Genomic DNA, 22,423 nt, shown 5'->3' with positions numbered 1-22,423 from the left:
CGCAGGGACAATCTGATCCAAGAATAGCGGCCATGACAAAAGGCCATTCATCACTTCAGGTGAACAGGATTCACCCATTGGACGCCCCGGATCCGCGGGCAATCCCACCGCTGACGGCGCTGCTCGCGTTCGAGCGCGCGGCAACCCAGCTCAGCTTCCGCCGCGCCGCGCGCGACCTGTCGCTGAGCCCGTCCGCAATCAGCCACCAGATCCGCGGACTGGAGCAGCAGTTCGGCACCAAGCTGTTCGTCCGCGGCGCGCGCTCGGTGCGGCTGACCGCCGACGGCGAACGCTACCTTGCAAAGGTGTCGGCCGCGCTGGCGACGCTGCAGGAAGCAAGCCGCGACATGCTGCGGCAGCGCGGCGAGGCCAGCGGCGAGTTGTGGATCAGCTCACTGCCGTTCTTCACCAGCGCCGTGCTGCTGCCGGCGCTGCCGGAGTTCAAGCGGCGCCATCCGCAACTGACGCTGCGGATCGAGGCCACGCACCAATATGCCGACTTCAACGGCTCGCGCGTCGATGTCGCGGTCCGCTACGGGCGGGAACTTGCCGCCGGGCTGAAGGTCGAGCCGCTGGTCCAGGTCAAGGGAGTGCCGGTGTGCACGCCGGCGATGGTCAAGGCAGGGCTTCGGAGCCCTGCGGACCTGTCCCGCGAGGTGCTGATCCATGTCACGACGCAACCGCGGGCGTGGCCGGCCTGGCTGAAGGAGGCCGGGCTGCCGCATCTCGCCCCGCGCGGGCATCTGTGGCTCGACAGCGTGCCGGCGATGCTGGAGGCCGCCGAACACGGGCTCGGCGTGGCGCTCGCAATGGCGCCCCTGATCAAGGCGCGGCCGGGCTTCGGCAAGCGGCTGGTGGCGCCGTTTACGTTCGAGGCCGCGCATCACGAGACAATCTACCTGGTCTCCCGCACCGAGCAGGCACGGGACCGGCGGATCGCGGCGGTGCGGCGCTGGATCGCCGGCGCGGTTGCGCGGGCATCCTAAACCGCGGCGACCACCGGTTCGGCCAGGACGCAGCGCGCCAGATGCCCGGGCGCGGTTTGCACGCTGGGCGGCAATTGCTCGCTGCAGCGCGGCTCGGCGAACTTGCAGCGCGGTGCAAACGAGCAGCTGGCCGGCGCGTGATCGAGCGAGGGCGGCGTGCCCGGAATGGTCTCGAGCCGCTGACCGCGCATCGCGCCGTGAATGGTCGAGGCCAGCAAGCCCTTTGCATAGGGATGAACCGGCGTGCGCACGATATCGCGCAGGGCGCCCTGCTCCACGATCTGGCCGGCATACATCACCGCGACCCGATCGCAGATCTCGATGGCGACGCCGATGTCGTGGGTGACGAAGATGACGGACATCCCGAATTCGCGCTGCAGCTCGCGCAGCAGCAGCAGGATCTGAATCTGCACGGTGGCATCGAGCGCCGTGGTCGGTTCGTCCGCGAGCAGGATCTTCGGCTTGCAGGCCAGCGCCAGCGCGATCATCGCACGCTGGCGCATGCCGCCCGACATCTCATGCGGATAAGAGTCCAGCCTTCGTTTCGCCGAGGGGATCCGCACCACTTCGAGCATCTCGAGCGCGCGCGCCGTGGCGTCGCGCTCGCTCTTGCCCTCGTGGCGCATCACCGTCTCCGCGATCTGGCGGCCGATGGTGTAGACCGGATCGAGCGCCAGCGCCGGCTCCTGGAAGATCATCGAGACGGTCTGGCCGCGGAACGCGGACAGCGCCTCGTCATCCATCGCCAGCACGTCCCGGCCAAGCACCTTGACGCTGCCGGAGATCTGCGTGCGCTTCTTCGGCAACAGCCGCATCAGCGCGCGCAGCGTCACGCTCTTGCCCGAGCCGGACTCGCCGAGCAGCCCCAACACCTCGCCCTCGCCGAGCGACAGGCTGAGATCGTTCACCGCATGGACCGTGCGATCGCCGGTGAAGCGGATGTTGAGGTTGTTGATCTCGACGAGGCTGGTCATGCGAGCTTGGGGACCCTGGCGTGGAAGTCGGTCGCGCGCTGGAACGCCGCGCCGATCCGGAGCAACACCGCTTCCTCGAAGGAGCGGCCGATCAGTTGCATGCCGACCGGCAGACCCGCCTTGGTGAAGCCCGAGGGGATCGAGAGCGACGGCAGGCCGAGATAGTTGACCGGCCGGGTGAACCGGGTCAGCCGCTGGATCACCGCTTCCGCGCCCGGACCGTTGCCGACGTCGCTCTCGGCGATGGTCGGCGCCGGCACCGGGGCCGACGGCGCGATGACAGCATCGACACCGCTGACCGCCGCGTTGTGCGCGGCGACCGCTGGGCCACGCCAGCGCATCGCCTCGAGATACGTAACCGCGGGAATGGTGAGGCCGTTCTGCAGTCGCATCAGGACCTGCGCGCCGTAATCCTGCGGCCGCTCGATCATCCAGCGCTTGTGGTAGGCCGCGGCTTCGGCCGCGAGCACGAGTTGCGACGCGGCGCTGAGCTGGCGCTGATCGGGCAGCTCGACCTTGACGATCTCGGCGCCCTCCCTCTTCAGGGTCGCCACCGTCTCATCGAGGATGCGCGCCACCTCGCCATCGAGGTCGTCGACATAGAACGCCGTCGGGACGCCGATCTTGAGACCCTTCAGCGACTGTCTCGTCGCAGCCAAATAGTCGGGCACCGGCTGAGTTGACGCGGTGAGATCCTCGGGGTCGGCGCCGGCCATCAGGCCGAGCAGCAGCGCGCAGTCCTCCGCGGTCTGCGCCAGCGGACCGACGGTGTCGAGCGACTGCGACAGCGGCATCGCGCCGGCGCGGCTGACGCGGCCGACCGTCGTCTTGAGGCCAGTGACGCCGCAAAAATGCGCGGGCATGCGCACCGAGCCGCCGGTGTCGGAACCCAGCGCGGCAAAAGTGAGTCGCGCGGCGACCGCCGAGCCCGAGCCCGACGACGAGCCACCGGTGATGTGCTCGACATTCCAGGGATTGCGCACCGCGCCGTAATGCACATTGTGCCCGGTCGGCCCATAGGCGAACTCGACCATCTGCAGCGAGCCGAGCCGGACCTGACCGGCATCCTTCAGCCGCTGCAACGCCGTCGCCGTCGTCTTCGGCACGAAGTCGCGGCGGATCAGCGAGCCGCAGGTCACGACCTTGCCGGCCTCGTAATACATATCCTTGTGCGCCAGCGGCACGCCGTGCAGGGGACCCCGGCTGTTGCCCTTGGCGAGCGCGGCATCGGCCTCGGTCGCGGCCGCAAGCGCCTGCTCGGATTCGATCGACATATAGGCGTTGAGGCGCGGCTGCCATTCCGCAATGCGATGCAATACGGCGCGCGTCACCTCATGCGAGGAGACTTTCTTGTCGGCAATCGCCTTGGCGACCGCGGTCAGCGTCATCAGGGCCGATTCGGTGCTCATTTCGACACCTTCTGCGCCAGCAGGAAGCTCGCGGGTTCGAGATCGAACGGCAGCGTGCCGGAGATCGGTGCGAAGCCGTCGAATGCCGGGCCGATCGAGTTCGCGATGCGGGTGGCGACATCATCATCGGCGGGCACGTCGGCGACGTGCGCGATCACCTTGACGTCCTTGGGAGTTGGTCTGGTCATGCCGCGTTTTCTCCTTTTGCTTTTGCTGGCGCGCGGCTGTGCCCGGAGCCTGGAATGGCCATGTAGCACGCCGCTTGATGGCCCATTGTATCGAGATCGCTGAGTTTTGGCGTGTCTTTTGCGCAGAGCGGCTCCGCAAACGGGCAACGGGTGTGGAATCGACAACCGGCCGGCGGATCGATCGGATTGGGCGGATCGCCCGAGATCGGTGGCACCTCGGTGCGCCGGTCGGGATCGGATGACGGCATCGCCGCCAGCAGCGCGCGGGTATAGGGATGCGCCGGGGCGTCCCAGACCGCATCGACCGGGCCGAGCTCGACGACCTCGCCGAGATACATCACAAGCACGCGATCGGAGATGTAGCGGACCACGTTGAGATCGTGGCTGATGAACAGATAAGTCAGGCCGAATTCGCGCTTCAGATCGGCGAGCAGATTGAGCACCTGCGCCTCGACCGATTTGTCGAGCGCGGAAACCGCCTCGTCCAGGATCACGAGCCGCGGCGACAGCGCGAGCGCACGGGCGATGTTGACGCGTTGGCGCTGGCCGCCGGACACTTCGTGCGGATAGCGGTTGGCGAAGATCTCCGGCCGCAAGCCCACCTTGCCGAGCAGCTCGCGCGCCAGCGTCCGCGCCGTGTCGTCGGCCATGCCATGGACTTTTGGCCCGAAGGCGATCGATTCCTCGATGGTGAGGCGCGGATTGAGCGAGGCGTAGCTGTCCTGGAACACCATCTGCACGCCGCGCCGCAAATCGCGCAGCGAGAGCGCCGGGCCGACCTGCCGGCCGTCAAAGATGATGTCGCCGGCATCGCGCGCCATCAGGTGCATCAACAGCCGCGCGGTGGTCGACTTGCCGCAGCCGGATTCGCCAACGATGCCGACGGTCTCACCCTTCATGACCGCGAAGCTGACGTCGTCGACGGCACGCACGGTCTTGCGCGGACTGAACAGCCCGCCGCGCACCGGGAAGTGCTTGGTCAGTCCCTTGACCTGCAGCAGCGGCTGCGCGGCGCCGCCGATATCGGCGACCGGCTCCAGCATATCGACGGAGAGATTGGCTTCGCTCATACCTTAGTTCCTGATGTCCATGGCGCTGCGCATGCCATCACTGAGCAGATTGAAGCAGATCGAGACCGCGAAGATCATCGCGCCCGGCAGCGCCGCGACCCATGGATTGACATAGATCGCGGTGCGCAGCGTGTTCAGCATCAAGCCCCATTCCGGCTCAGGCGGCTTGGTGCCGAGCCCGAGGAACGAGAGACCCGCCGCGAGGATCATCGACACCGAGATCAGGCCGGTGGCGTAGACGAAGATCGGGCCGAGCACATTGCCGAGCATGTGCACGCGCATGATGGTGAACGGACCGGCGCCGGAGGCGCGCGCCGCCTCGACGAAGTCCATGTTGCGGACGCCGGTGGTGACGCTCTCGGCGACGCGGGTGATCTGCGGCACGAACACGATGGTCAGCGACACGATCGAATTGGTGATGCCGGCGCCGAGCGCGCCCGAGATGGCGATCGCCAACAACACCGACGGGAAGGCGTAGAACACGTCGACGGTGCGCATGATCGCGGTGTTGAGCTTGCCGCCGACGTAACCGGCGACGAGGCCGAGCGAGGTGCCGATCGTGAAGGCGAGGATCACCGGCAGGATGCCGATGACCAGCGACAGCCGTCCGCCATAGATCAGCCGCGCCAGCATGTCGCGGCCGAGCTCGTCGGTGCCGAGCGGATAGCCCGGCGTGCCGATGTGGCGGAGACGGCGGATCATCGAGCCCTGATAGGGATCGGCGAGATGCAGCCACGGCGCCAGCAACGCGGAGGCAAAGATCAGCACCAGGATGACGGCGCAGGCCATGCTGACCTTGTCGCGCCTGATGCGACGCCCAACCGTCGCCCAGTAGCCGCGCGCCTTGGTCGCGGGAGCGGTCTGCAATGCAGTATCTGACATCGCACTCATGCGCTGGCTCTTTGTTGGAGCATGATCTCCGCGCAAACGCGTTCCGCGTTTGTCGCGAGGGAAAACCGGTCTCCACTTTTCCGGATCATGCTCAGCTCCGCTTGATGCGCGGATCGATCGCGGCCTGCGCGATGTCGACCAGGAGATTGAGCAGCACGAAGAACAGCGCCAGCACCAGGATCGTGCCCTGCAGCAGCGGCAGATCGCGCTGGAAGATCGCCGAGTTCAAGAGCAGGCCCGAGCCGGGCCAGGAGAACACGGTCTCGATCAGGATCGAGCCGCCGAGCATGTAGCCGAGTTGCAGACCCATCACCGCAAGCGCGGTCGGCGCCGCGTTCTTGATGACGTGGCGGAACACGCCGGTCTCGCGCAGGCCCTTGGCGCGCAGCGCCTCGACAAAATCCTGGCTCAGGATATCGCCGGTCAGCGCGCGCACCGTGCGAGTGACGATGCCCATCGGGATCACCGAGGTGGTGATCGCGGGCAGCACCAGATAGCGCAGATGCTCCCAGTCCCACGCCCAGGCGCCGGAGCCGCCGGGACCTGCGCCGACCGCGGGCAGCCAGTTGAGCTGCACCGAGAAGATGATGACCAGCACCATGCCGAGCCAGTAATGCGGCAGCGAGACGCCGGCGATGGCGATCGATGTCGCGACCTTGTCGACCCAGGTGTCGCGGAAATAGCCGGCGATCAGGCCGAACAGCAGGCCGAGCGTGAAGCCGATCATCGCAGCCGCGATCGCCAGCATCACGGTGTTGCCGACGGCGCGCATCACCTCCGACAGCACTGGCCGCCCGGTGGCGATCGAATTGCCGAGATCGCCATGGATCGCGCGCCACAGCCACAGGCCGAATTGCACCGGCAACGGGCGATCGAAGCCGTAAGCGCTGCGCAATTGCGCGGCGAGCTCCTGCGAGGCATCGGCCGGCAGAACCGCGACCAGCGGGTCGCCGGGCGTGATGTGCACCAAGAGGAAGCACACCAGCGCAACGCTGAGCACGATCGGAATGACGTAGACGATCCGTCTGGACGTATAGGCGAGCACGTTGGGTTCTTTCTTCCTTCTCCCCTTGTGGGAGAAGGTGGCGCGCGGAGCGCGCCGGATGAGAGGTTCTATCCGCGGATACAGTCATTTCGTTTCAGCGAGGAGCGTCCGCGGTGACAACCCCTCACCCGGCTTCGCTCTCGCGAAGCCACCCTCTCCCACAACGGGAGAGGGTGCACCGATCTATGCCGTCGGCGTCACGGCACCACCGAGACCGGCGAGAAGTCGACGAACCAGCTCTTCGGCTGCACAAAGCCCTTGACCTTCGGGCTCATCGCGCGCGGCGCGACGTCGTGGGCGACGTACAGGAACGCTGCATCGTCGACTGAGGCGGCGTGCAATTCGGCGAGCGCGGCGTCGCGCGCCGCCGGTTCGAAAGTCTGGCGGGCCTTCTTCACCAGCTCATCGAACTTGGGGTTGTTGATGAAGCCCCAATTGTTCGAGACCGGCGGCGCCATACCGGATTGCAGGAAACGCACCAGCGCGAAGAACGGATCCATCGCCGCATAGGTGACGTTGGTCGCGTTCGATCCGTTGGCCGACGGATCCTTGGCGCCGCGCCGCCAATTGGTGAACAGCGTATTCCACTCGATGACGTCGAGCTGCACATCGAAGTAGCACTCGGCCAAAGCTTGTTGCAGATACTCGTTCATCGGCAGCGGCAGCATCTGGCCCGAGCCCGACGCCGAGGTCTGGATCTTGACCGTCAGCTTCTTGTTGGGACCGAAGCCGGCCTCCTGCATGAGTTTCTGCGCGGCCGGCTTGTCATACTTGATCTGGAAGGTCGGGTTGCCGCGCCAGGGATGGCCGGGCTCGAACGTGCCGGTGGCCGGCACCATCAGCCCCGCGAGCAGGCCGTCACGCAGCCCTTCGCGATCGACGCAGAGATTGGCGGCCTTGCGGACGCGGATGTCGTTCCACGGCGAGCCCTCGACGCGGGAGAACTGCCACGGCCAGACATGCGGCTCCTCGTTGGAGTACAGATTGAAGCCACGCTGCTTGATCTCGGGCAGTGCGTCGGGCGCCGGCGCCTCGATCCAGTTGACCTGCCCCGACAGCAGCGCCGCAGTGCGCGCGTTGGCCTCGGGCATCGGCAGCAGCACCATCTTGTCGGTCTTCGGCACGCGGGCCTTGTCCCAGTAGTTCTCGTTCTTCACCAGTTCGAGCCGCTCGCGCGGGGTGAAGCTCGACATCTTCCAGGGGCCGGTGCCTGAAGCGTCCTTGGCGAACGCCGCCCATGCGGCCTGCGACTTCGCCTTGGCATCGGCGCCTTCGGCCTTGTCGTAGAATTTCTGCCACTTGGCCGGGCTCGCCATGAACAGATTGGTGAGGTTGATCGGCAGGAAGCTGTCCGGCTCCTTGGTGGTCAGCTCAACTGTCATGTCGTCGATCTTGCGCGCCGACACCAAGGTCGGCATACGCGAGGCGGTGACGCCGACCTGGCTCGCATCGTATTGCGGCGCGTCCGGCTTCAGCACCTTGTCGACGTTCCAGACCACCGCGTCGGCATTGAACGGTGAGCCGTCGTGAAAGCTGACGCCGGGACGCAGCTTGAAGACCCATTTGGTCTTGTCGGCATCGTCGACCTTCCACTCGGTGGCGAGGCCCGGGATCATCGCGCTCGCCTTGTCCGACGACGACAGGTCCCACATCGTCAGCGCGTCATACATCGTGAGCCCGGTGAAGCGATTGCCCTCAAAACCCTGGTCGGGCTGCCCGAGCGTGCGCGGAATATCGGCAGCCGTCATGCCAATGCGCAGCACGGTCTCGGCGTTGGCGATAACAGGCACACAATTGGCCATCGCAAGCGCCAGCATGATCGCCGTCGCATTGGTCTTCCTGTTACGCATTTGAGCAACCCCTTCGAAGTCTGGTGACGTTTTGGTGATTATTTCTTGGGCAAGCGTATGCAATGCCTGTGCCAAGGGGAATAGTTTCTTCGGCAAATAACCGCTGGGCGCGTCATTTCTTCCCACCTTAGGCTAAGACGGGGAAATGGTGCCTATTCTGGCACCATGCTTGCACGTTTCAGCTCCGACTTTCAGCAACGGAGCCTTCATATGCGCGCGCGCAATTCGATCCTGATGGCGGCAATGGCGCTCGCCCTGACCGCGGGCTGGCCGGCCATCTCAGCGCGGGCAGAGTCCATTGTGCGCTACGGCATCTCGATGGCGGACATTCCGCTGACGACCGGCCAGCCCGATCGCGGCGCCGGCGCCTATCAGTTCACGGCCTACACGATCTACGATCCGCTGGTGGCCTGGGAGATGGACGTTGCCGACCGGCCGGGCAAACTGGTGCCCGGGCTTGCGACCGAATGGAAGGTCGACGATAGCGACAAGACCAAATGGCGCTTCACCTTGCGCAAGAACGTCAAATTCCACGACGGCAGCGACTTCAACGCCGACGCGGTGATCTGGAATCTCGACAAGGTGCTGAACGACAAGGCACCGCAGTTCGACAAGCGGCAGAGCGCGCAGGTCAAGACACGGCTGCCTTCGGTCGCGAGCTACGCCAAGATCGACGACCAGACCATCGAGATCACCACCAAGACGGTCGACTCCTTCTTCCCCTATCAGATGCTCTGGTTCCTGGTCTCGAGCCCCGCACAATATGAGAAGCTCGGCAAGGACTGGGACAAGTTCGCCAGCCAGCCCTCCGGTACCGGCCCGTTCAAGCTGACCAAGCTGGTGCCGCGCGAGCTCGCCGAGCTGACCAAGAACCCGGACTATTGGGACAAGAAGCGGCTGGCGAAGGTCGACAAGATGATCCTGATCCCGATGCCGGAAGCGCTGACCCGCACCAACGCGCTGCTGGCCGGTCAGGTCGACCTGATCGAAACGCCGGCGCCGGACGCCGTGCCGCAGCTCAAGGCCGCCGGCATGAGGATCGTCGACAACGTGACGCCGCATGTCTGGAATTATCATTTGAGCGTGCTGCCGGGTTCGCCCTGGACCGACATCCGCCTGCGCAAGGCGCTCAACCTCGCGATCGACCGCGATGCGGTGGTTGGCCTGATGAACGGCCTCGCCAAGCCAGCCAAGGGCCAGGTCGACCCGTCGAGCCCGTGGTTCGGCAAGCCGAGCTTCGAGCTGAAATATGACCTCGCGGCAGCGAAAAAGCTGGTGGAGGAAGCCGGCTATTCCAGGGACAAGCCGCTGAAGACGACCTTCATCATCGCCCAGGGCGGCACTGGGCAGATGCTGTCGCTGCCGATGAACGAATTCCTGCAGCAGAGCTTCAAGGAGATCGGCATCGATATCGACTTCAAGGTGGTCGAGCTCGAGACGCTATATGCCCACTGGCGCAAGGGCGCGGCCGACGAGATGAACGCCGGCATCACCGCCAACAACATCGCCTATGTCACGTCCGACCCGCTCTACGCCATCGTCCGCTTCTTCCATTCCGGCCAGGTCGCGCCGACAGGCGTCAACTGGGGCGGCTACAAGAATCCGAAGGTCGACGCGCTGATCGACGAGGCCAAACAGACCTTCGACAGCGCCAAACAGGATGCGCTGCTGGCGCAGGCGCACGCGCTGATCGTCGACGATGCCGCGCTGGTATGGGTGGTGCACGACACCAATCCGCACGCGCTGTCGCCGAAGGTGAAGACCTTCGTGCAGGCGCAGCACTGGTTTCAGGATCTGACGCAGATCGGGCTGGAGTAGGTTGTTGGTCATCGCCGCGTGAACCTCTCCACCGTCGTCCCGGCCTAGTGCGCAATTGCGCACGGGGGCCGGGACCCATACGCCGCGGCCGGCGTAATAGGCAAGCGGCCAGACGGCTTTGTGACAGCACCCATTTGTGGTTATGGATCCCGGCCTTCGCCGGGACGACATCGATTGCGCGTCGCCTATTTCGTCGTCAACGCAAAGGCACCGTCCCAATCGTGCGGCGGCGGCTCCTTCTGGAAGGCGCGGATGCGCGCCTCGTAGAGGCGGTAGAGATATTGCAGCGTCTGCGCCTCGTCGGTCTTGCGGCCGCGCTCGATCGCGGCGAGCGCACCGTCCCAGTCGCGGCCGCGATAGCAGGCAAGCATCTCGATGGTCAGGTTGCGCAGCCGCTGGAAGCGACCGGAATTCGCCATCTCCTCGCGGCCGGCGATCGCGTAGATCACCTCGGGCTCCTTCTTGCCCTTCACCATGATGAAGTCGAGCTCGAGGATCGCGAACTTCTCCTTCACCGCGAGCGCGGTCTTCGATCCCACGATGATCGGGAAGCCGTATTCCTTGGACTGTCCCTCCAGCCGCGCCGCCAGATTGACGCTGTCGCCGAGCACCGAATAATTGAACTTGAGATCAGACCCCATATTGCCGACCACGCAGGTGCCGGTGTTGAGGCCGACGCCGATGTTGAGCGGCACATAGACGTGGCCACCGTCCTGCGCTTCCCGTTCGCGCTTGCGGTTGAGGTCGCCGACGTGCTGCAGCATGTCAAGCGCGGCGTCGCAGGCGTTGAGCTGGTGCTGCTTGTCGTCGAGCGGCGCATTCCAGAATGCCATGATGGCGTCGCCCATATATTTGTCGATATAGCCTTTGCGGGCGAGGATCGCGTTGGTGAGCGGCGTGAGGAAACGGTTCATCAGCGCCGTAAGGCCCTGCGGATCGCGCTTGTAGGTTTCCGAGATCGTGGTGAAGCCGCGCATGTCCGAGAACATGATGGTCATCTCGCGCTCTTCGCCGCCGAGCACGAGCCGCTCCGGCGCCTGCGCCAGCTGCTCGACCAGCGCGGGCGACATGTACTGCACGAATTGCGACCTGATCTGCCGGCGCTGCTGCTGTTCGCGCACGAAGGCGGAGAAGATCAGGGTGAGATAGATCGCCGTGGTCGACATCAACGGATAGGTGAAGTCGATCAAGAGCCGGTGCTGGGAATAGAAATACCAGGACGTGCCGGTCAGCACCGAGGCGAACATCCCGCCGACAACCACCAGCGTGATCGGACCGAACTTCGGCGCGAAGGCGATGACCAGCAGCCCCATGATCAGCGCGGCGAAGAACTCGATGCCGATGCCGTAGTTCGGTTGCGAAACCACGTCGCCGGTCAGCGCGCTCTCCAGCACCTGGGCGTGAACCTCGACACCGGGCATCGCCGGGGTCACCGGCGTGGTCTTGATGTCGTTCAGCCCGACCGAGGAGGTGCCGATCAGGATCAGCTTGCCGGCGATCCGGTCCGGCGGCACCCGCCCATCCAGCACGTCGACGGCCGAGACGTAGATCGAGGGGTCCCGGCGCGCGTAATGGATCCAGAGCTGGCCGTAGAGATCGGTCGGGATCGCAAAGCCCTTGATGCCGAGGCTCTGAATGCCGGCCTTGTCGGCCTTGATCAGGATGGTGCCCGAGCCGCCCGCCACCCGCAGCATTTCGAAGGTCAGTGACGGCATGGTCACGCCCTGCGCGACCATCATCATCGGCACCCGCCTGACGATGCCGTCGCGTTCCGGCCTGATCGTGAACAGGCCGCGCCCGGCCGCGGCCTCCTCGAGCACCGGCACGTTGCGCAACAATCCCGGAAACTGGAACATGAAGCGCTGCGGCTCCTCGCCGAGCATCGCAAGCCCGGTAACCGGCAGCTTTTCGTTGAGGTCGGCGCGCACATTGGGACCGCCGGACTCGCCGAGCACCACACGCGAGTTCTTGATGGCGTCGGCCAGGATGCTGTCGTTGCTCGGCAGTTGCCGCAGCCTGGCGCGCATCTCCTCGTCGAGGCTGCTGAACGTATCGGCGGCGATATCGGGGTTGAGGCGGTCGGGCTCGGAGAACACCGCGTCGAACGCGATCACCACGGCGCCGAGCCGGGTGAGGTTGATGACGATGTCGGCAAGCCGAGTCCGCGGCCACGGCCATTGCCCGAGCCGGGGGTCAGCGAGGCTCTTCTCGTCGATGTCGACGATGGTGACAGGCCGCGCGGTCTTCTGGCGTGGTTCGAGTACCTGGAAGGTGTCAAACGTCCTGACGCGAAGCTCCTGCACCGGAGCCGGATCCGCGACCCGCAGCGCGGCAAAGCCGATCAATAGCGCTACGCAGACCAGCCGCGCATAGCCGAAGCGCCGTCCGAACCACCTTCGTATCGCCTTCAGCCGTTTCATGCCGTCTGGATATCACGCGCGGAGAGTTGTTCCAATCGAGCAGACGTTGCGCAATGCAGTATCCAGCCGGCCTTTTCAGGAGGCCGACGCCCATCACGCATAATGAATGATGAAGTCGTTCTGATGCAAACTCGCCTTCGAGATATTGTGCAACGTGATCGTGTCTGCACTGTCGACCGTGATCAGCGTATCCGCCGAATTCGTCGGCGACGTCGTCACATTCTGATCGAACCAGCTGCTGAAGGTGCTTGTCGAGACGACCGTGGACAGGTCGATCTGGTCCTGGCCCGGCGTAAAGTTCAGGATCGTGTCGTGATTGAAGTTCGGCGCAAACACAAACTTGTCCTGATAGCCCGATCCAAAAAACACGTCCTTCTCGCTGGTGCCCGTCAGCGTCACCGGCTGAGACGGATTTTGCTGAACATTGAAGATCAGGTTGACCGTATCGCTCGCGCCATGGCCGTCGGTGACGGAGAGCGCGATCTTGTCGGTCGCCGGCGGGGTCTGGCCGGGGTTGTAAACGAGGCTCGGTGACCCGAGCGCGGTGTTGATATCCGAGAGATGGCCAAGCAACGCCGGCGGCGCGACGCTGCTGCCCGAACCGGGGTTCGTCGCGGCCGCCAGGGTGAAGTTCTCGTTGGCGCCGGCATCGACATCCGTGACGGTCAGGCCGGAGATCGTTTCGGTCCCGTTGGGATTATCCGTGATGCTGATATTGTCGGCATGGATCACGGGCGCATCGTTGGCCCCGATGACATCGACCGTCAGCGTCGCAGTCCCGGTCGCGCCATGGGCATCGATGGTCTCGACAGTGAACGTGTCGGCATAGGTGCCCTTGGCCAGCGCGTTGATCGCGGCGGCGTCGGGAACGTAGCTGTAGGTGCCGTCGGCGTTGACGGTGAGCGAGCCATAGAGGCCCGCGATCGGCGAGTTGACCGCGACATGGTCCGAATTGAGGGCGGCATAGGTCAGCGTCGCGGTCTCGCCATCGTCGACGTCATGGCCGTGCAGCACACCGGTGAGAGGGCTGAACGTGTCGTAGGCAGCGGTATCGGTGAGCGTGCCAGCGTTGATGTCGGCCAACGTCGGCGCGTCGTTGGCACCGTTGATCGTGATCGTCACGGGCGTGGTGATGACGCCGCCATGATGGTCGTCGATCTGGATCGTATATTTTAACGTCAGCGTCTCGCCGACGGCGAGATAGTCAAAATTCTGGTCCGCGGCCGAGAAGGTCCAGGCCTGCGATCCATTCACATGGCCGGTCGAATCCGTCAGCGTCCCCAGCGATAGCCAGTTCAGGATGGTGGACTTGTCCTCGGGCAGGCCCGTGGTCGCCCCGGAGTCGGTCACGCCGGTGATGGATACGATGTGAGTATCGCTGAGATCGACATCGGCAAATCCCACCACGCCCGATGCGACGTCCGGCTTGGATGAACCCGTCGTGTCGGGCTGCTCGGCGATGGTGGCGGCCTGCGGCTCCGCCGTGACGGTGGGCACGTCATTGCTGCCGACGATCGTGATCGTCACCGGTTGGCTGATCACGCCGCCATGATGGTCGTCGATCTTGATTGTGTAGGTCAGCGTCAGCGTCTCGCCGACGGCGAGATAATCGAAGTTCTGGTCCACGGCAGAGAAGGTCCAGGCCTGCGATCCGTTCACATGGCCGGCCGAATCCGTCAGGGTCCCCAGCGACAGCCAGTTCAGGACCGTGGACTCGTTCTCGGGCAGGCCCGTGGTCGTGCCGGATTCCGACACGCCGGTGATGGACACGGTATGGGTGTCGCTGAGATCGACGTCGGCAAATCCGACCACGCCCGATGCGACGTCCGGCTTGGATGAACCTGTCGTGTCGGGTTGCTCGGCGATGGTCGCGGTCTGAGGCTCCGATGTGAACGTCGGCACGTCGTTGGTGCCGGTGATCGTAATCGTGACCGGCTGGGTGACGACGCCGCCATGGTGGTCGTCGACCTGGATCAGGTAGGTCAGCGTCAGCTTCTCGCCGGCCGCCAGATAGTCGAAATTCTTGTCGGCGGCCGAGAACGTCCAGGCATTGGATCCGGTGACGCCGCCGGTCGAATCCTTCAGCGTGCCGAGCGACAGCCAGCTCAGGATCGTCGCCTGATCGGGGAGCCCGGTGGTAACGCCCGTTTCGGTGACACCGGCCACGGTGACGCTGTGGGTGTCGCTGAGATCGACATCGGTGAAGGTCACGGTGCCGGACGCGGTATCCGGATTCGCCGAACCGGTTACGCCCTCGGCCTCGGTGATGGCTGCTGCCTGTGTCGGCGAGGTGATCACCGGCTTGTCGTCGGTGCCGACGATCGTGATCGTGATGGGGACCGTGACGACGCCGCCATGATGGTCGTCGATCTGGACCGTGTAGATCAGCGTCAGCGTCTCGCCGGCGGCGAGATAATCGAAACTCTTGTCGGCGGCCGTGAACGTCCAGGAGCGCGATCCCATCACGCCGTCGGTCGAATCGGTCAGTGCGCCCAGCGAAAGCCAGCTCAGCACCGTGGCCTCGTTGGCAAGTCCGCTGGTGACGCCGGCCTCGGTGACGCCGGTGATGGTGACCGTGTGGGTGTCGGTCAAATCCGCATCGGTAAACGTCACCGTGCCATGCGCCGTATCGTGCACGGCGGAATTCGTCGTCCATGGCAGTTCGGTGATCGAACCGGCCTGTGCCGCGGACGTCACGACCGGCGTGTCGTTGGTGCCGGTGATCGTGATGGTGATGGTCTTGAATGCGGTCTCGTTGCTCAGCGGGTAGTTGTTATCGACGCGCACCATATAGGTAAGCGTCAGCGTTTCGCCGGCGGCGAGGAAGTCGAAGGCGCCGTCGGCAAGGCTGTAAGTCCAGGTTGCCGAGCCGATGTTGGTGTTCAGCGGGTTGGGTTCGAGCAGCACCTGGACCTCGACGGCCGCGATGGCCGCCTGTTCCGCCGCCGTCAGCGACGAGGTGACGTCGTTGCCGCCGGCGTCGTGGTAGCTGAACGTGCTGAAGTTGACGGTTGCAGTCGGCTTGTCGCCGAGGTTGACGTCCACCCACGTGATCTGGCCGCTCACCGTGTCGGGCAGCCCACTGTGGGTCTGTCCGGCCTGTTCGGTGAACGCCGCATTCTGCGTCACGACATGCGGCGCCCCGGCGATGTGGTCGGACTTGATGGGCGCGGCCTGCGATCCGGGATTGTTGGTCAACCCCAGCAGAAAGCTGATCGGCACGATGGCCTCGCCGGTCGCGAGTTTCAGGCCGAACGTGACCGGGACGACGCTGTCCGTGAAGTTCGACGTGAGTTTGGTGTTGGGATTCGAATTGTCGGTGAACTTCAGCGCGAAGACATCGGAGATGAGTTTCTGCGCATCGGTCGACAGTTGCGCCGACGAGACGAAACTGACGCTGCCCTGGCCGTTGACGATGGTCTGGGTGCCGGCCTGATCGACGGTCGCGATCGGATTGAGCGTCGTCTTGTCGAACAGGATGTAAGAGCCGGTGGTGCCGTTGGGCTCGACCAGCACCTGGAATTTGGCCGGCGGCACGCCACCCGCGCCTTGCACGTCGAAATCGATCTCGACCAGCACCGCGGTGCCGCGGATGCCCATGGTCGCGACCGGCGTATCGACCTTCATGTCGCCATGCTTGGCGGTCGCGCCGGCAACGAACGAGATCGTGCCCGAGACGAGGCTCATCAGCGACGAGTTGCTCGACCCGTTCGGGTCGTAGATCATCTCGTTCAGCACCATCTTGGCATTCGGTCCGAGACCGAACACGGTGCCGTCGATGAAGGTGATGCCGAGCGTCGAGTCGCCGCCGGACTGCACCACGTCACCCTTGTTGACGTTGTCGCCCTGGTTCAGGACGATCGCGACACCATTGCGGATCGCGGTGGCGCTGCCGGTCAGCTTGGTGACGTGGCCGATGACCTTGGCCGGTTCCACCGCGCCGCCGGCCTGGGCATATTGGGTGTGGCCGGTGAGCGCGTTGACGAGGTCGCCGGTGAGATGCGCGCCTTCAGGCGACGCCAGGGCCGCATGTTTCTCGCCCTTGAAATAGTCGTGCAGGACGAGTTCCCGGTCATCCTTGGAGATGACGAGATCGAGCCTGGTGCGCTTGAAATCGCCGGTGAACAGCAATTGCCCGTCGTCGACGGTGATTGCGCCGGGCGGGGCGTGGGTGGAAACGCTGTCGACATGCACCGATCCACGGGCATAAGCGTCCGTGTTCGGCAAATAGCCGTCGAATTTCTCGACAAAATTCACTGCGGATCACCGCACGAAGGTTAATATTGGTAGAATATCCGAATGATTACGCCTGCATATCATCGGATAAAGCTTCGCGAAACCATCCTGTGCTTTCGCGAGGTGCTCTGATTGCGCGGTTTGACTGGGTGTGACTTGGCTCACGCTCTCATGAGTCATGTATTTGTGACTCACTTGACGGTACCATGAGATGGGATTCAAGCCAAGATGGATACTGAGCCACGTATTCGTGGTATTCACTGACATTTCTCTACTTGCCTTTATTTCCCCGCAGCCCCGGGAGGGCATTTGACCCCAATTTTCCGGCTAAAGCTGTGACCTGGCTTACAAATCGCAGCTATCCCGTGCGCAGAACCGGCCGGGTTAACCAGAAGGCAAGGATGAGGCATTTCGCAGTGGAAAAAGGTTCGCTGGTCGGTTTCACAAATCGGTAAAGTTTTCGGGACCCCGACCACACGCCCTTTAGCCTCCTGCCCGGTTTCCCCACATCTTAAGTCGATTCGAAGGGATCGTTGGCCATGCTGTCGGCATGAACGGTCCGGTCGCGTGCGCGGTGCAGTATCCACCCGTCGATGAGCGGACAGGGGGTGTCACATGGGTAACTCGCTTCGCTCGTTTGCGCTGCGCGCCGTCATGCTGGGCTTCGGCCTGGCCCTGGCCGCACCAATTGCCGAGCTCCATGCCGCCTCGGTGCTGTCGCCCGGCCCGGCGACCCTCCTCAGAAAATCGACCGAACCGTTCGGCCTGGCGACCCGCCTGCTTGCCGGCGGCGGCCTGCGCGACAAATGGCTCGGCGTGCAACGCCAGCTTGCCGACGAATTGGTGCAGCTCGCAGCCTGCGAGAGCGACCGCGCGGGGTGTGCGTCGCCGGAGGCGCTGCGGTTCCTGGCGATCGTCGATGCCGGACGCGCGCGCACCGGCCGCGCCCGTTTCGGCGAGATCAACCGCGCGATCAATCTGGCGATCCGCCCGGGCAGCGATCTCGCGACCTATGGCGAGCCCGACGTCTGGGCCACGCCGCTCGCCACCTTTGCCCGCGGCAGCGGCGATTGCGAGGACTATGCGATCGCGAAATTCGTGGCGCTCGGCAAGGCCGGCGTCGCGCCGGAAGATTTGCGCATCGTCGTGATGCATGACCTGCTCGGCGGCGAGGACCATGCCGTGGTCGCGGCGCGGCTCGACGGCCACTGGCTGACGCTCGACAACCGCCGCATGGCGATGATCGAGGACGCCGACATCAGACGTTTTCGGCCGACCTTCGTGATCGACCAGAACGGCGTCAGCCGTTACGTCGATGCGCCACTCGTCACCGAGGCCGCGTGGCGGCCGGCGGCGGGCGTGAACTGAGAGACCGCCAGACATAGTTTCCGTCATTGCGAGCGAAGCGAAGCAATCCATCCTTCCGAGGAAAGCTGATTGCTTCGTCGCTTTGCTCCTCGCAATGACGACTGAATCGAGAGGAGCGCCTGCCGCTCAGAACATCAAATTGTCCTTCACCAGCACCCAGCGGCCGCCCTTGACCTGCTGCACCTGGGTGATGGTGTTGGCGAGATGATCGGTCTTGGAGAACTTGGTCGGCGGCGAACTGAAGATGTCGAGGAACTTGTCACCTGACTCCAGCGCGTCCAGCATCTTCTGGCCGGTGAGATCCTTGCCCGCCTTCTGCGCGTAGAAGGCGAAGGTCATCACCGCGTTGTAGCCGATGATCGCCTGCGTGTTGGCCTCGCTGTTGAACATCTTCTTGTAGTTGACCAGCCAGTCCTTCACCTTGCCCTTGGCTGTATCCTCGTAGGGAATCTCGAAGCCCGACGCTGCGTAGAGGCCCTCGACGGCTTCCTTGCCGAGCGCCGGCACTTCGAGCACGTTGGTCGGCGTGGCGCCGAGGAAGGTCACGTCCCAGCCGAGCTTCTTCGCCTCGTTCATCGCACCGATGGTCTCGCGGATCACGGTGCCGAGCACGACGAGATCGCAGCCGTCGGACTTCATCTTGGCGACCTGCGCCGAGAAGTCGGAGGCGCCGCGCTTGTAGCTCGTGACCGAGGCCGGCTGCACCTTCATCGCGCCGAGCTGCTGGGTGAAGCCGTCGAGCACGTTCTTACCGTATTCGTCGTCCTGGTGCATGATGCAGGGCTTCTTGAAGTTCTTCCACTCCATCATGTATTTGATCGCGGCGCGCGTGCTCTCGACATAGGGCAGCAAATTGTTGAACTTCAGCCGCTCCTGCGGCTTGGCGGGATCGAACTTGAAGGTGAATTCGGCGGCGGTCAGCGGGAACAGCTGCAGCACCCCGGCGTCGAACAGGATGTCCTGCGCGGCGAGCACGGTCGGCGAGCCCATCGGGCCGATCATCGCGAAGATCTTGTCGCGCTCGACCATTTTCTGCGAGGCCAGCACGGCTTTCTTCGGGTCGTAACCATTGTCTTCCAGGATCATCTTGATCTTGCGGCCGTTGATGCCGCCGCTGGCGTTGATTTCCTCAACCGCCATCTTCATGCCGTTGGACACGGGAACGCCCCAGACCTTGATTGGGCCGGACAGGTCCTGATGCGTTCCGATCACGATCTCGGTCGGCGAGATGCCTTCATTGGTGACCTTGGTCTGGGCTGCGGCCGGCAGACAGGTCAGCGCCAGCGCGCTCACCGCAAGGCCCAGCGCCTTCAGCGATTTCGACATTGCAGTCTCCTCCTTACGTGGCCCATGTTGAGCGAAGGGTCGGGCCTGCTCGCTCCTTCGCCAATTCCTTCTCTTCGGCTATGCGACCGCGCGTTCGCCATACATGGCGTCGATCTCGGCCGCGTAGCGCTTGTTCACAAAGCTGCGCTTCAGCTTCATGGTCGGCGTCAGCTCCTCGTCCTCGGGTGTGAGCTGGCGCTCGATCAGATAGAATTTCTTGATGGTCTCGACGCGCGCGAACTTGGCGTTGACTGCCTCGACCTCGCGGTGGATCAGGTCCTGGATCTCGCGGGCACGGCACAGGCTCGCATAGTTGGTGAAGGGGATGTCCTGGTCCTGGGCGTATTTCTCGACATTCTCCTGATCGATCATGATCAGGCAGGTGAGATACGGCCGCTTGTCGCCGATCACGACCGCATCGGAGACGTAGGGCGAGAATTTCAGCTGGTTCTCGATCTCGGACGGCGTGATGTTCTTGCCGCCGGAGGTGATGATGATGTCCTTCATCCGGTCGGTGATCTTCACATAGCCTTCGTTGTCGATCGCGCCGACGTCGCCGGTGTGCAGCCAGCCTTTCGCATCGATCGTCTCGGCGGTCTTCTCCGGCTGGTTGAGATAGCCCATGAACAGGAAGTCGCCCTTGATCAGGATCTCGCCCTTCGGGCAGATCATCACCTCGCCCCAGGGTGCGGCCTTGCCAACCGAGCCGAGCTTGATGCGGTCCGCCGGCATCATGGTCGCGACGCCGCAATTCTCGGTCTGGCCGTAGACCTCGCGCATATCGATGCCGAGCGCGAGATACCAGCGGATCAGATCCGGCGAGATCGGCGCCGCGCCGGTCAGTGCGATCCGGCAGCGGTCGAGCCCGAGCATGCGGCGGATGTTGCGGAACACCAGCCAGTAGGCGGCACGGTTGGCGAGCCGCAGCGACAGCGGCGGCGTCTCGCCCTCCAGCCGGCACTCGGTCATCCGGTTGCCGATCGCAAGCGCCCGGGCGTACATCCAGTTCTGGAACGGGGTCGCGTCCTTCAGCGCGATGGTGATGCCGGAATAGAACTTCTCCCAGATCCTGGGCACCGCGAGGAACGCGGTCGGCTGCACCTCGCGCAGATTGTCCGGCACCGTCTCAGGGCTCTCGGCAAAATTCATCACCGAACCCAGCGCGAGCGAGATGTAGTAGCCACCGACCCGCTCGGCGACATGGCAGAGCGGCAGGAACACCAGCCGCTCCTCGCTGTCGGTCGAGGGGTAGAGATCATTGGCGTGGCGCATCTGGTGCGTGACGCTGCGGTTGGAATGCATCGCGCCCTTGGGCGGCCCCGTGGTGCCCGAGGTATAGACCAGGATCGCGAGATCGGAGGCGGTGCGGCTGCCGGTCATTTCATCCCACAAGGCGTCGTTGCCCTGCGCATGGTTGCGGCCGAGCGCCGTGAATTCGGCGAGCGACAGCACCATCGGGTCGGAGAAGCCGGAGAGGCCCTCCATGTCGAACACGACGATCCTTTGCAGCGTCGGGCAGCGCGACCGGCAGGTCAGCACCTTGTCGAGCTGCTCCTCGTCCTCGACGAAGATCACCCGCGTCTGGGAATCATTGACCAGGTATTCGACCTGCGCCGCCGAATCGGTCGGATAGATGCCGGAGGACACGCCGCCGGCGCACAGGATGCCCATGTCGGCATAGACCCATTCCGGCACCGCGTTGGCGATGATCGAGGCGACGTCGCCGGGGCGGAAGCCGGTCGCATGCAGGCCGAACGCGATGTCCTTGGATATCTGCAGCCATTCGCGCCAGCTGGTCGGCTGCCAGATGCCGAACTTCTTCTCGCGGATCGCGGGCCTGTCGCCACGCGTTTGCACCGCGAGCAGAAAGCTCCTCGCGATCGTGTCGGCAACCGTCAGCACCGCTGGTCCTGCCATGCGCGCTCCCTCCTCTGCCGCTTGCCTCGCCCGCCGGCTCGAATGCCGGTCTTGTTCGCGAAGCAGGCCTGAAATCTAGCTCCAACTCGCTTTTAGCGCCAAACCTTCCTCGGCCAACTTTAGTCGACGCCAACCTGACCTCAGCGCCACGTCTTCTTCTTTTTCCAGCGCCGCTCGCCCCGCGCGCCCGCTTCCTTGGCACCGAGGTAGAACTCCTGGATATCGGGCGAATTCAGCAGCCGCTCGCAGGTATCGTTCATGACGACGCGGCCGATCTCCAGCACATAGCCGTAGTGCGCCGTCTCCAGCGCGATCTTGGCATTCTGCTCGACCAGCAGGATCGACATGCCCTGCTCCTGATTGACGCGGCGGATGATGGTGAAAATCTCCTTCACCAGGATCGGCGACAGCCCAAGCGACGGCTCGTCCAGCAGCAGCAAGGTCGGCCGGTTCATCAGTGCCCGCCCGATCGCAAGCATCTGCTGCTCGCCACCCGAAAGCTGCCCGGCCGGCTGGCCGAGCCGCTCCTTCAGCCGTGGAAAATAACCGTAGACGCGTTCGAGGTCCTGCGCCACACCGTCGCGGTCCTTGCGCAGATAGGCACCCATCATCAGGTTCTCGCGCACCGACAGGAACGGAAACACCTCGCGTCCTTCCGGCACATGGCTGAGGCCGAGCCGCACGATCCTGTCGGCCTCCATGCGCTGGATCGGCTTGCCGAGGAATTCGATCGAGCCCTTCTGCGGATCGAGGATGCCGGAGATCGTCTTCAGCACCGTGGTCTTGCCGGCGCCGTTGGCGCCGAGCAGCGTCACGATCTGGCCGCGCGGCACCTCGAGGCTGATGCCGCGGATCGCCATGATCGGTCCGTAATAGCTTTCGATGTTGGAGAGTTTCAGGATGATGTCTGCTGCGCTCATGGCAT

15 protein-coding genes are annotated in these 22,423 nt (G+C 64.3%); 3 read left to right on the top strand and 12 right to left on the bottom strand.

The features are described 5' to 3' along the window. Positions 1 to 77 precede the first annotated feature (77 nt). Positions 78 to 986, top strand: coding sequence for a LysR substrate-binding domain-containing protein (locus ACE10Z_RS02675; protein ID WP_375786558.1), 909 nt, complete (start codon positions 78 to 80; stop codon positions 984 to 986). Here ACE10Z_RS02675 and ACE10Z_RS02670 read toward each other — a convergent pair. The 7 genes from ACE10Z_RS02670 to ACE10Z_RS02640 form a co-directional block, all read right to left on the bottom strand. Beyond that, positions 983 to 1,960: an ABC transporter ATP-binding protein gene (locus ACE10Z_RS02670; RefSeq protein ID WP_375786557.1), complete on the bottom strand. Its 978-nt coding sequence runs from the start codon at positions 1,958 to 1,960 to the stop codon at positions 983 to 985. The two genes, ACE10Z_RS02675 and ACE10Z_RS02670, sit on opposite strands and share 4 nt — an antisense overlap. After that, the gene (locus ACE10Z_RS02665) at positions 1,957 to 3,369 is read right to left on the bottom strand and encodes an amidase (protein WP_375786556.1); all 1,413 of its coding nucleotides are present in this window, start codon (positions 3,367 to 3,369) and stop codon (positions 1,957 to 1,959) included. The genes ACE10Z_RS02670 and ACE10Z_RS02665 overlap by 4 nt, the downstream gene beginning before the upstream one ends. Then, positions 3,366 to 3,557 (bottom strand): hypothetical protein, encoded by a 192-nt coding sequence (locus tag ACE10Z_RS02660; RefSeq protein ID WP_092119665.1) that lies wholly within the window; start codon positions 3,555 to 3,557, stop codon positions 3,366 to 3,368. The genes ACE10Z_RS02665 and ACE10Z_RS02660 overlap by 4 nt, the downstream gene beginning before the upstream one ends. Then, positions 3,554 to 4,627, bottom strand: a complete 1,074-nt coding sequence (locus ACE10Z_RS02655) for an ABC transporter ATP-binding protein (protein ID WP_375786555.1) — start codon at positions 4,625 to 4,627, stop codon at positions 3,554 to 3,556. The genes ACE10Z_RS02660 and ACE10Z_RS02655 overlap by 4 nt, the downstream gene beginning before the upstream one ends. A 3-nt stretch (positions 4,628 to 4,630) precedes the next feature. After that, positions 4,631 to 5,518, bottom strand: coding sequence for an ABC transporter permease (locus ACE10Z_RS02650; protein ID WP_375786554.1), 888 nt, complete (start codon positions 5,516 to 5,518; stop codon positions 4,631 to 4,633). Between the two features lie 91 nt (positions 5,519 to 5,609). Then, complete coding sequence (locus tag ACE10Z_RS02645; RefSeq protein WP_021080294.1) at positions 5,610 to 6,563, bottom strand: ABC transporter permease; 954 nt, start codon at positions 6,561 to 6,563, stop codon at positions 5,610 to 5,612. A 197-nt stretch (positions 6,564 to 6,760) separates the two neighbouring features. Next, entirely contained in the window at positions 6,761 to 8,380 is a 1,620-nt protein-coding gene (locus tag ACE10Z_RS02640) for an ABC transporter substrate-binding protein (protein ID WP_375790085.1), read from the bottom strand. A gap of 267 nt (positions 8,381 to 8,647) precedes the next feature. Between ACE10Z_RS02640 and ACE10Z_RS02635 the strand changes: the two genes are divergently transcribed. Next, positions 8,648 to 10,231 (top strand): ABC transporter substrate-binding protein, encoded by a 1,584-nt coding sequence (locus ACE10Z_RS02635; RefSeq protein WP_375790084.1) that lies wholly within the window; start codon positions 8,648 to 8,650, stop codon positions 10,229 to 10,231. Positions 10,232 to 10,416: 185 nt separating this feature from the next. Here ACE10Z_RS02635 and ACE10Z_RS02630 read toward each other — a convergent pair whose 3' ends face one another. Next, positions 10,417 to 12,651 carry a CHASE2 domain-containing protein gene (locus tag ACE10Z_RS02630; protein WP_375786553.1) on the bottom strand — a complete coding sequence of 745 codons (2,235 nt, stop codon included), beginning with the start codon at positions 12,649 to 12,651 and terminating at the stop codon, positions 10,417 to 10,419. 93 nt (positions 12,652 to 12,744) lie between these two features. Then, entirely contained in the window at positions 12,745 to 16,908 is a 4,164-nt protein-coding gene (locus ACE10Z_RS02625; RefSeq protein WP_375786552.1) for a VCBS domain-containing protein, read from the bottom strand. 594 nt (positions 16,909 to 17,502) lie between these two features. Here ACE10Z_RS02625 and ACE10Z_RS02620 point away from each other — a divergent pair. Then, complete coding sequence (locus ACE10Z_RS02620) at positions 17,503 to 18,255, top strand: transglutaminase-like cysteine peptidase (RefSeq protein ID WP_375786551.1); 753 nt, start codon at positions 17,503 to 17,505, stop codon at positions 18,253 to 18,255. Positions 18,256 to 18,381: 126 nt separating this feature from the next. Here ACE10Z_RS02620 and ACE10Z_RS02615 read toward each other — a convergent pair whose 3' ends face one another. From ACE10Z_RS02615 to ACE10Z_RS02605, 3 genes are all read right to left on the bottom strand, one after another. Next, a complete protein-coding gene (locus tag ACE10Z_RS02615; protein WP_375786550.1) occupies positions 18,382 to 19,581 on the bottom strand; it encodes an ABC transporter substrate-binding protein in 1,200 nt (399 codons plus the stop codon). A 78-nt stretch (positions 19,582 to 19,659) separates the two neighbouring features. Beyond that, the gene (locus tag ACE10Z_RS02610) at positions 19,660 to 21,498 is read right to left on the bottom strand and encodes an AMP-dependent synthetase/ligase (RefSeq protein WP_375786549.1); all 1,839 of its coding nucleotides are present in this window, start codon (positions 21,496 to 21,498) and stop codon (positions 19,660 to 19,662) included. Positions 21,499 to 21,638: 140 nt separating this feature from the next. Beyond that, on the bottom strand, positions 21,639 to 22,418 hold the full coding sequence (locus ACE10Z_RS02605; RefSeq protein WP_375786548.1) for an ABC transporter ATP-binding protein: 780 nt from the start codon (positions 22,416 to 22,418) through the stop codon (positions 21,639 to 21,641). Between the last annotated feature and the right edge of the window lie 5 nt (positions 22,419 to 22,423).

It is taken from the genome of Bradyrhizobium sp. Pha-3 (assembly GCF_042258615.1).
In the GTDB taxonomy this organism is placed as follows: domain Bacteria; phylum Pseudomonadota; class Alphaproteobacteria; order Rhizobiales; family Xanthobacteraceae; genus Bradyrhizobium.
Note: the sequence above shows the minus strand (reverse complement) of the source record. Positions and strands in the feature narration are given on the sequence as shown.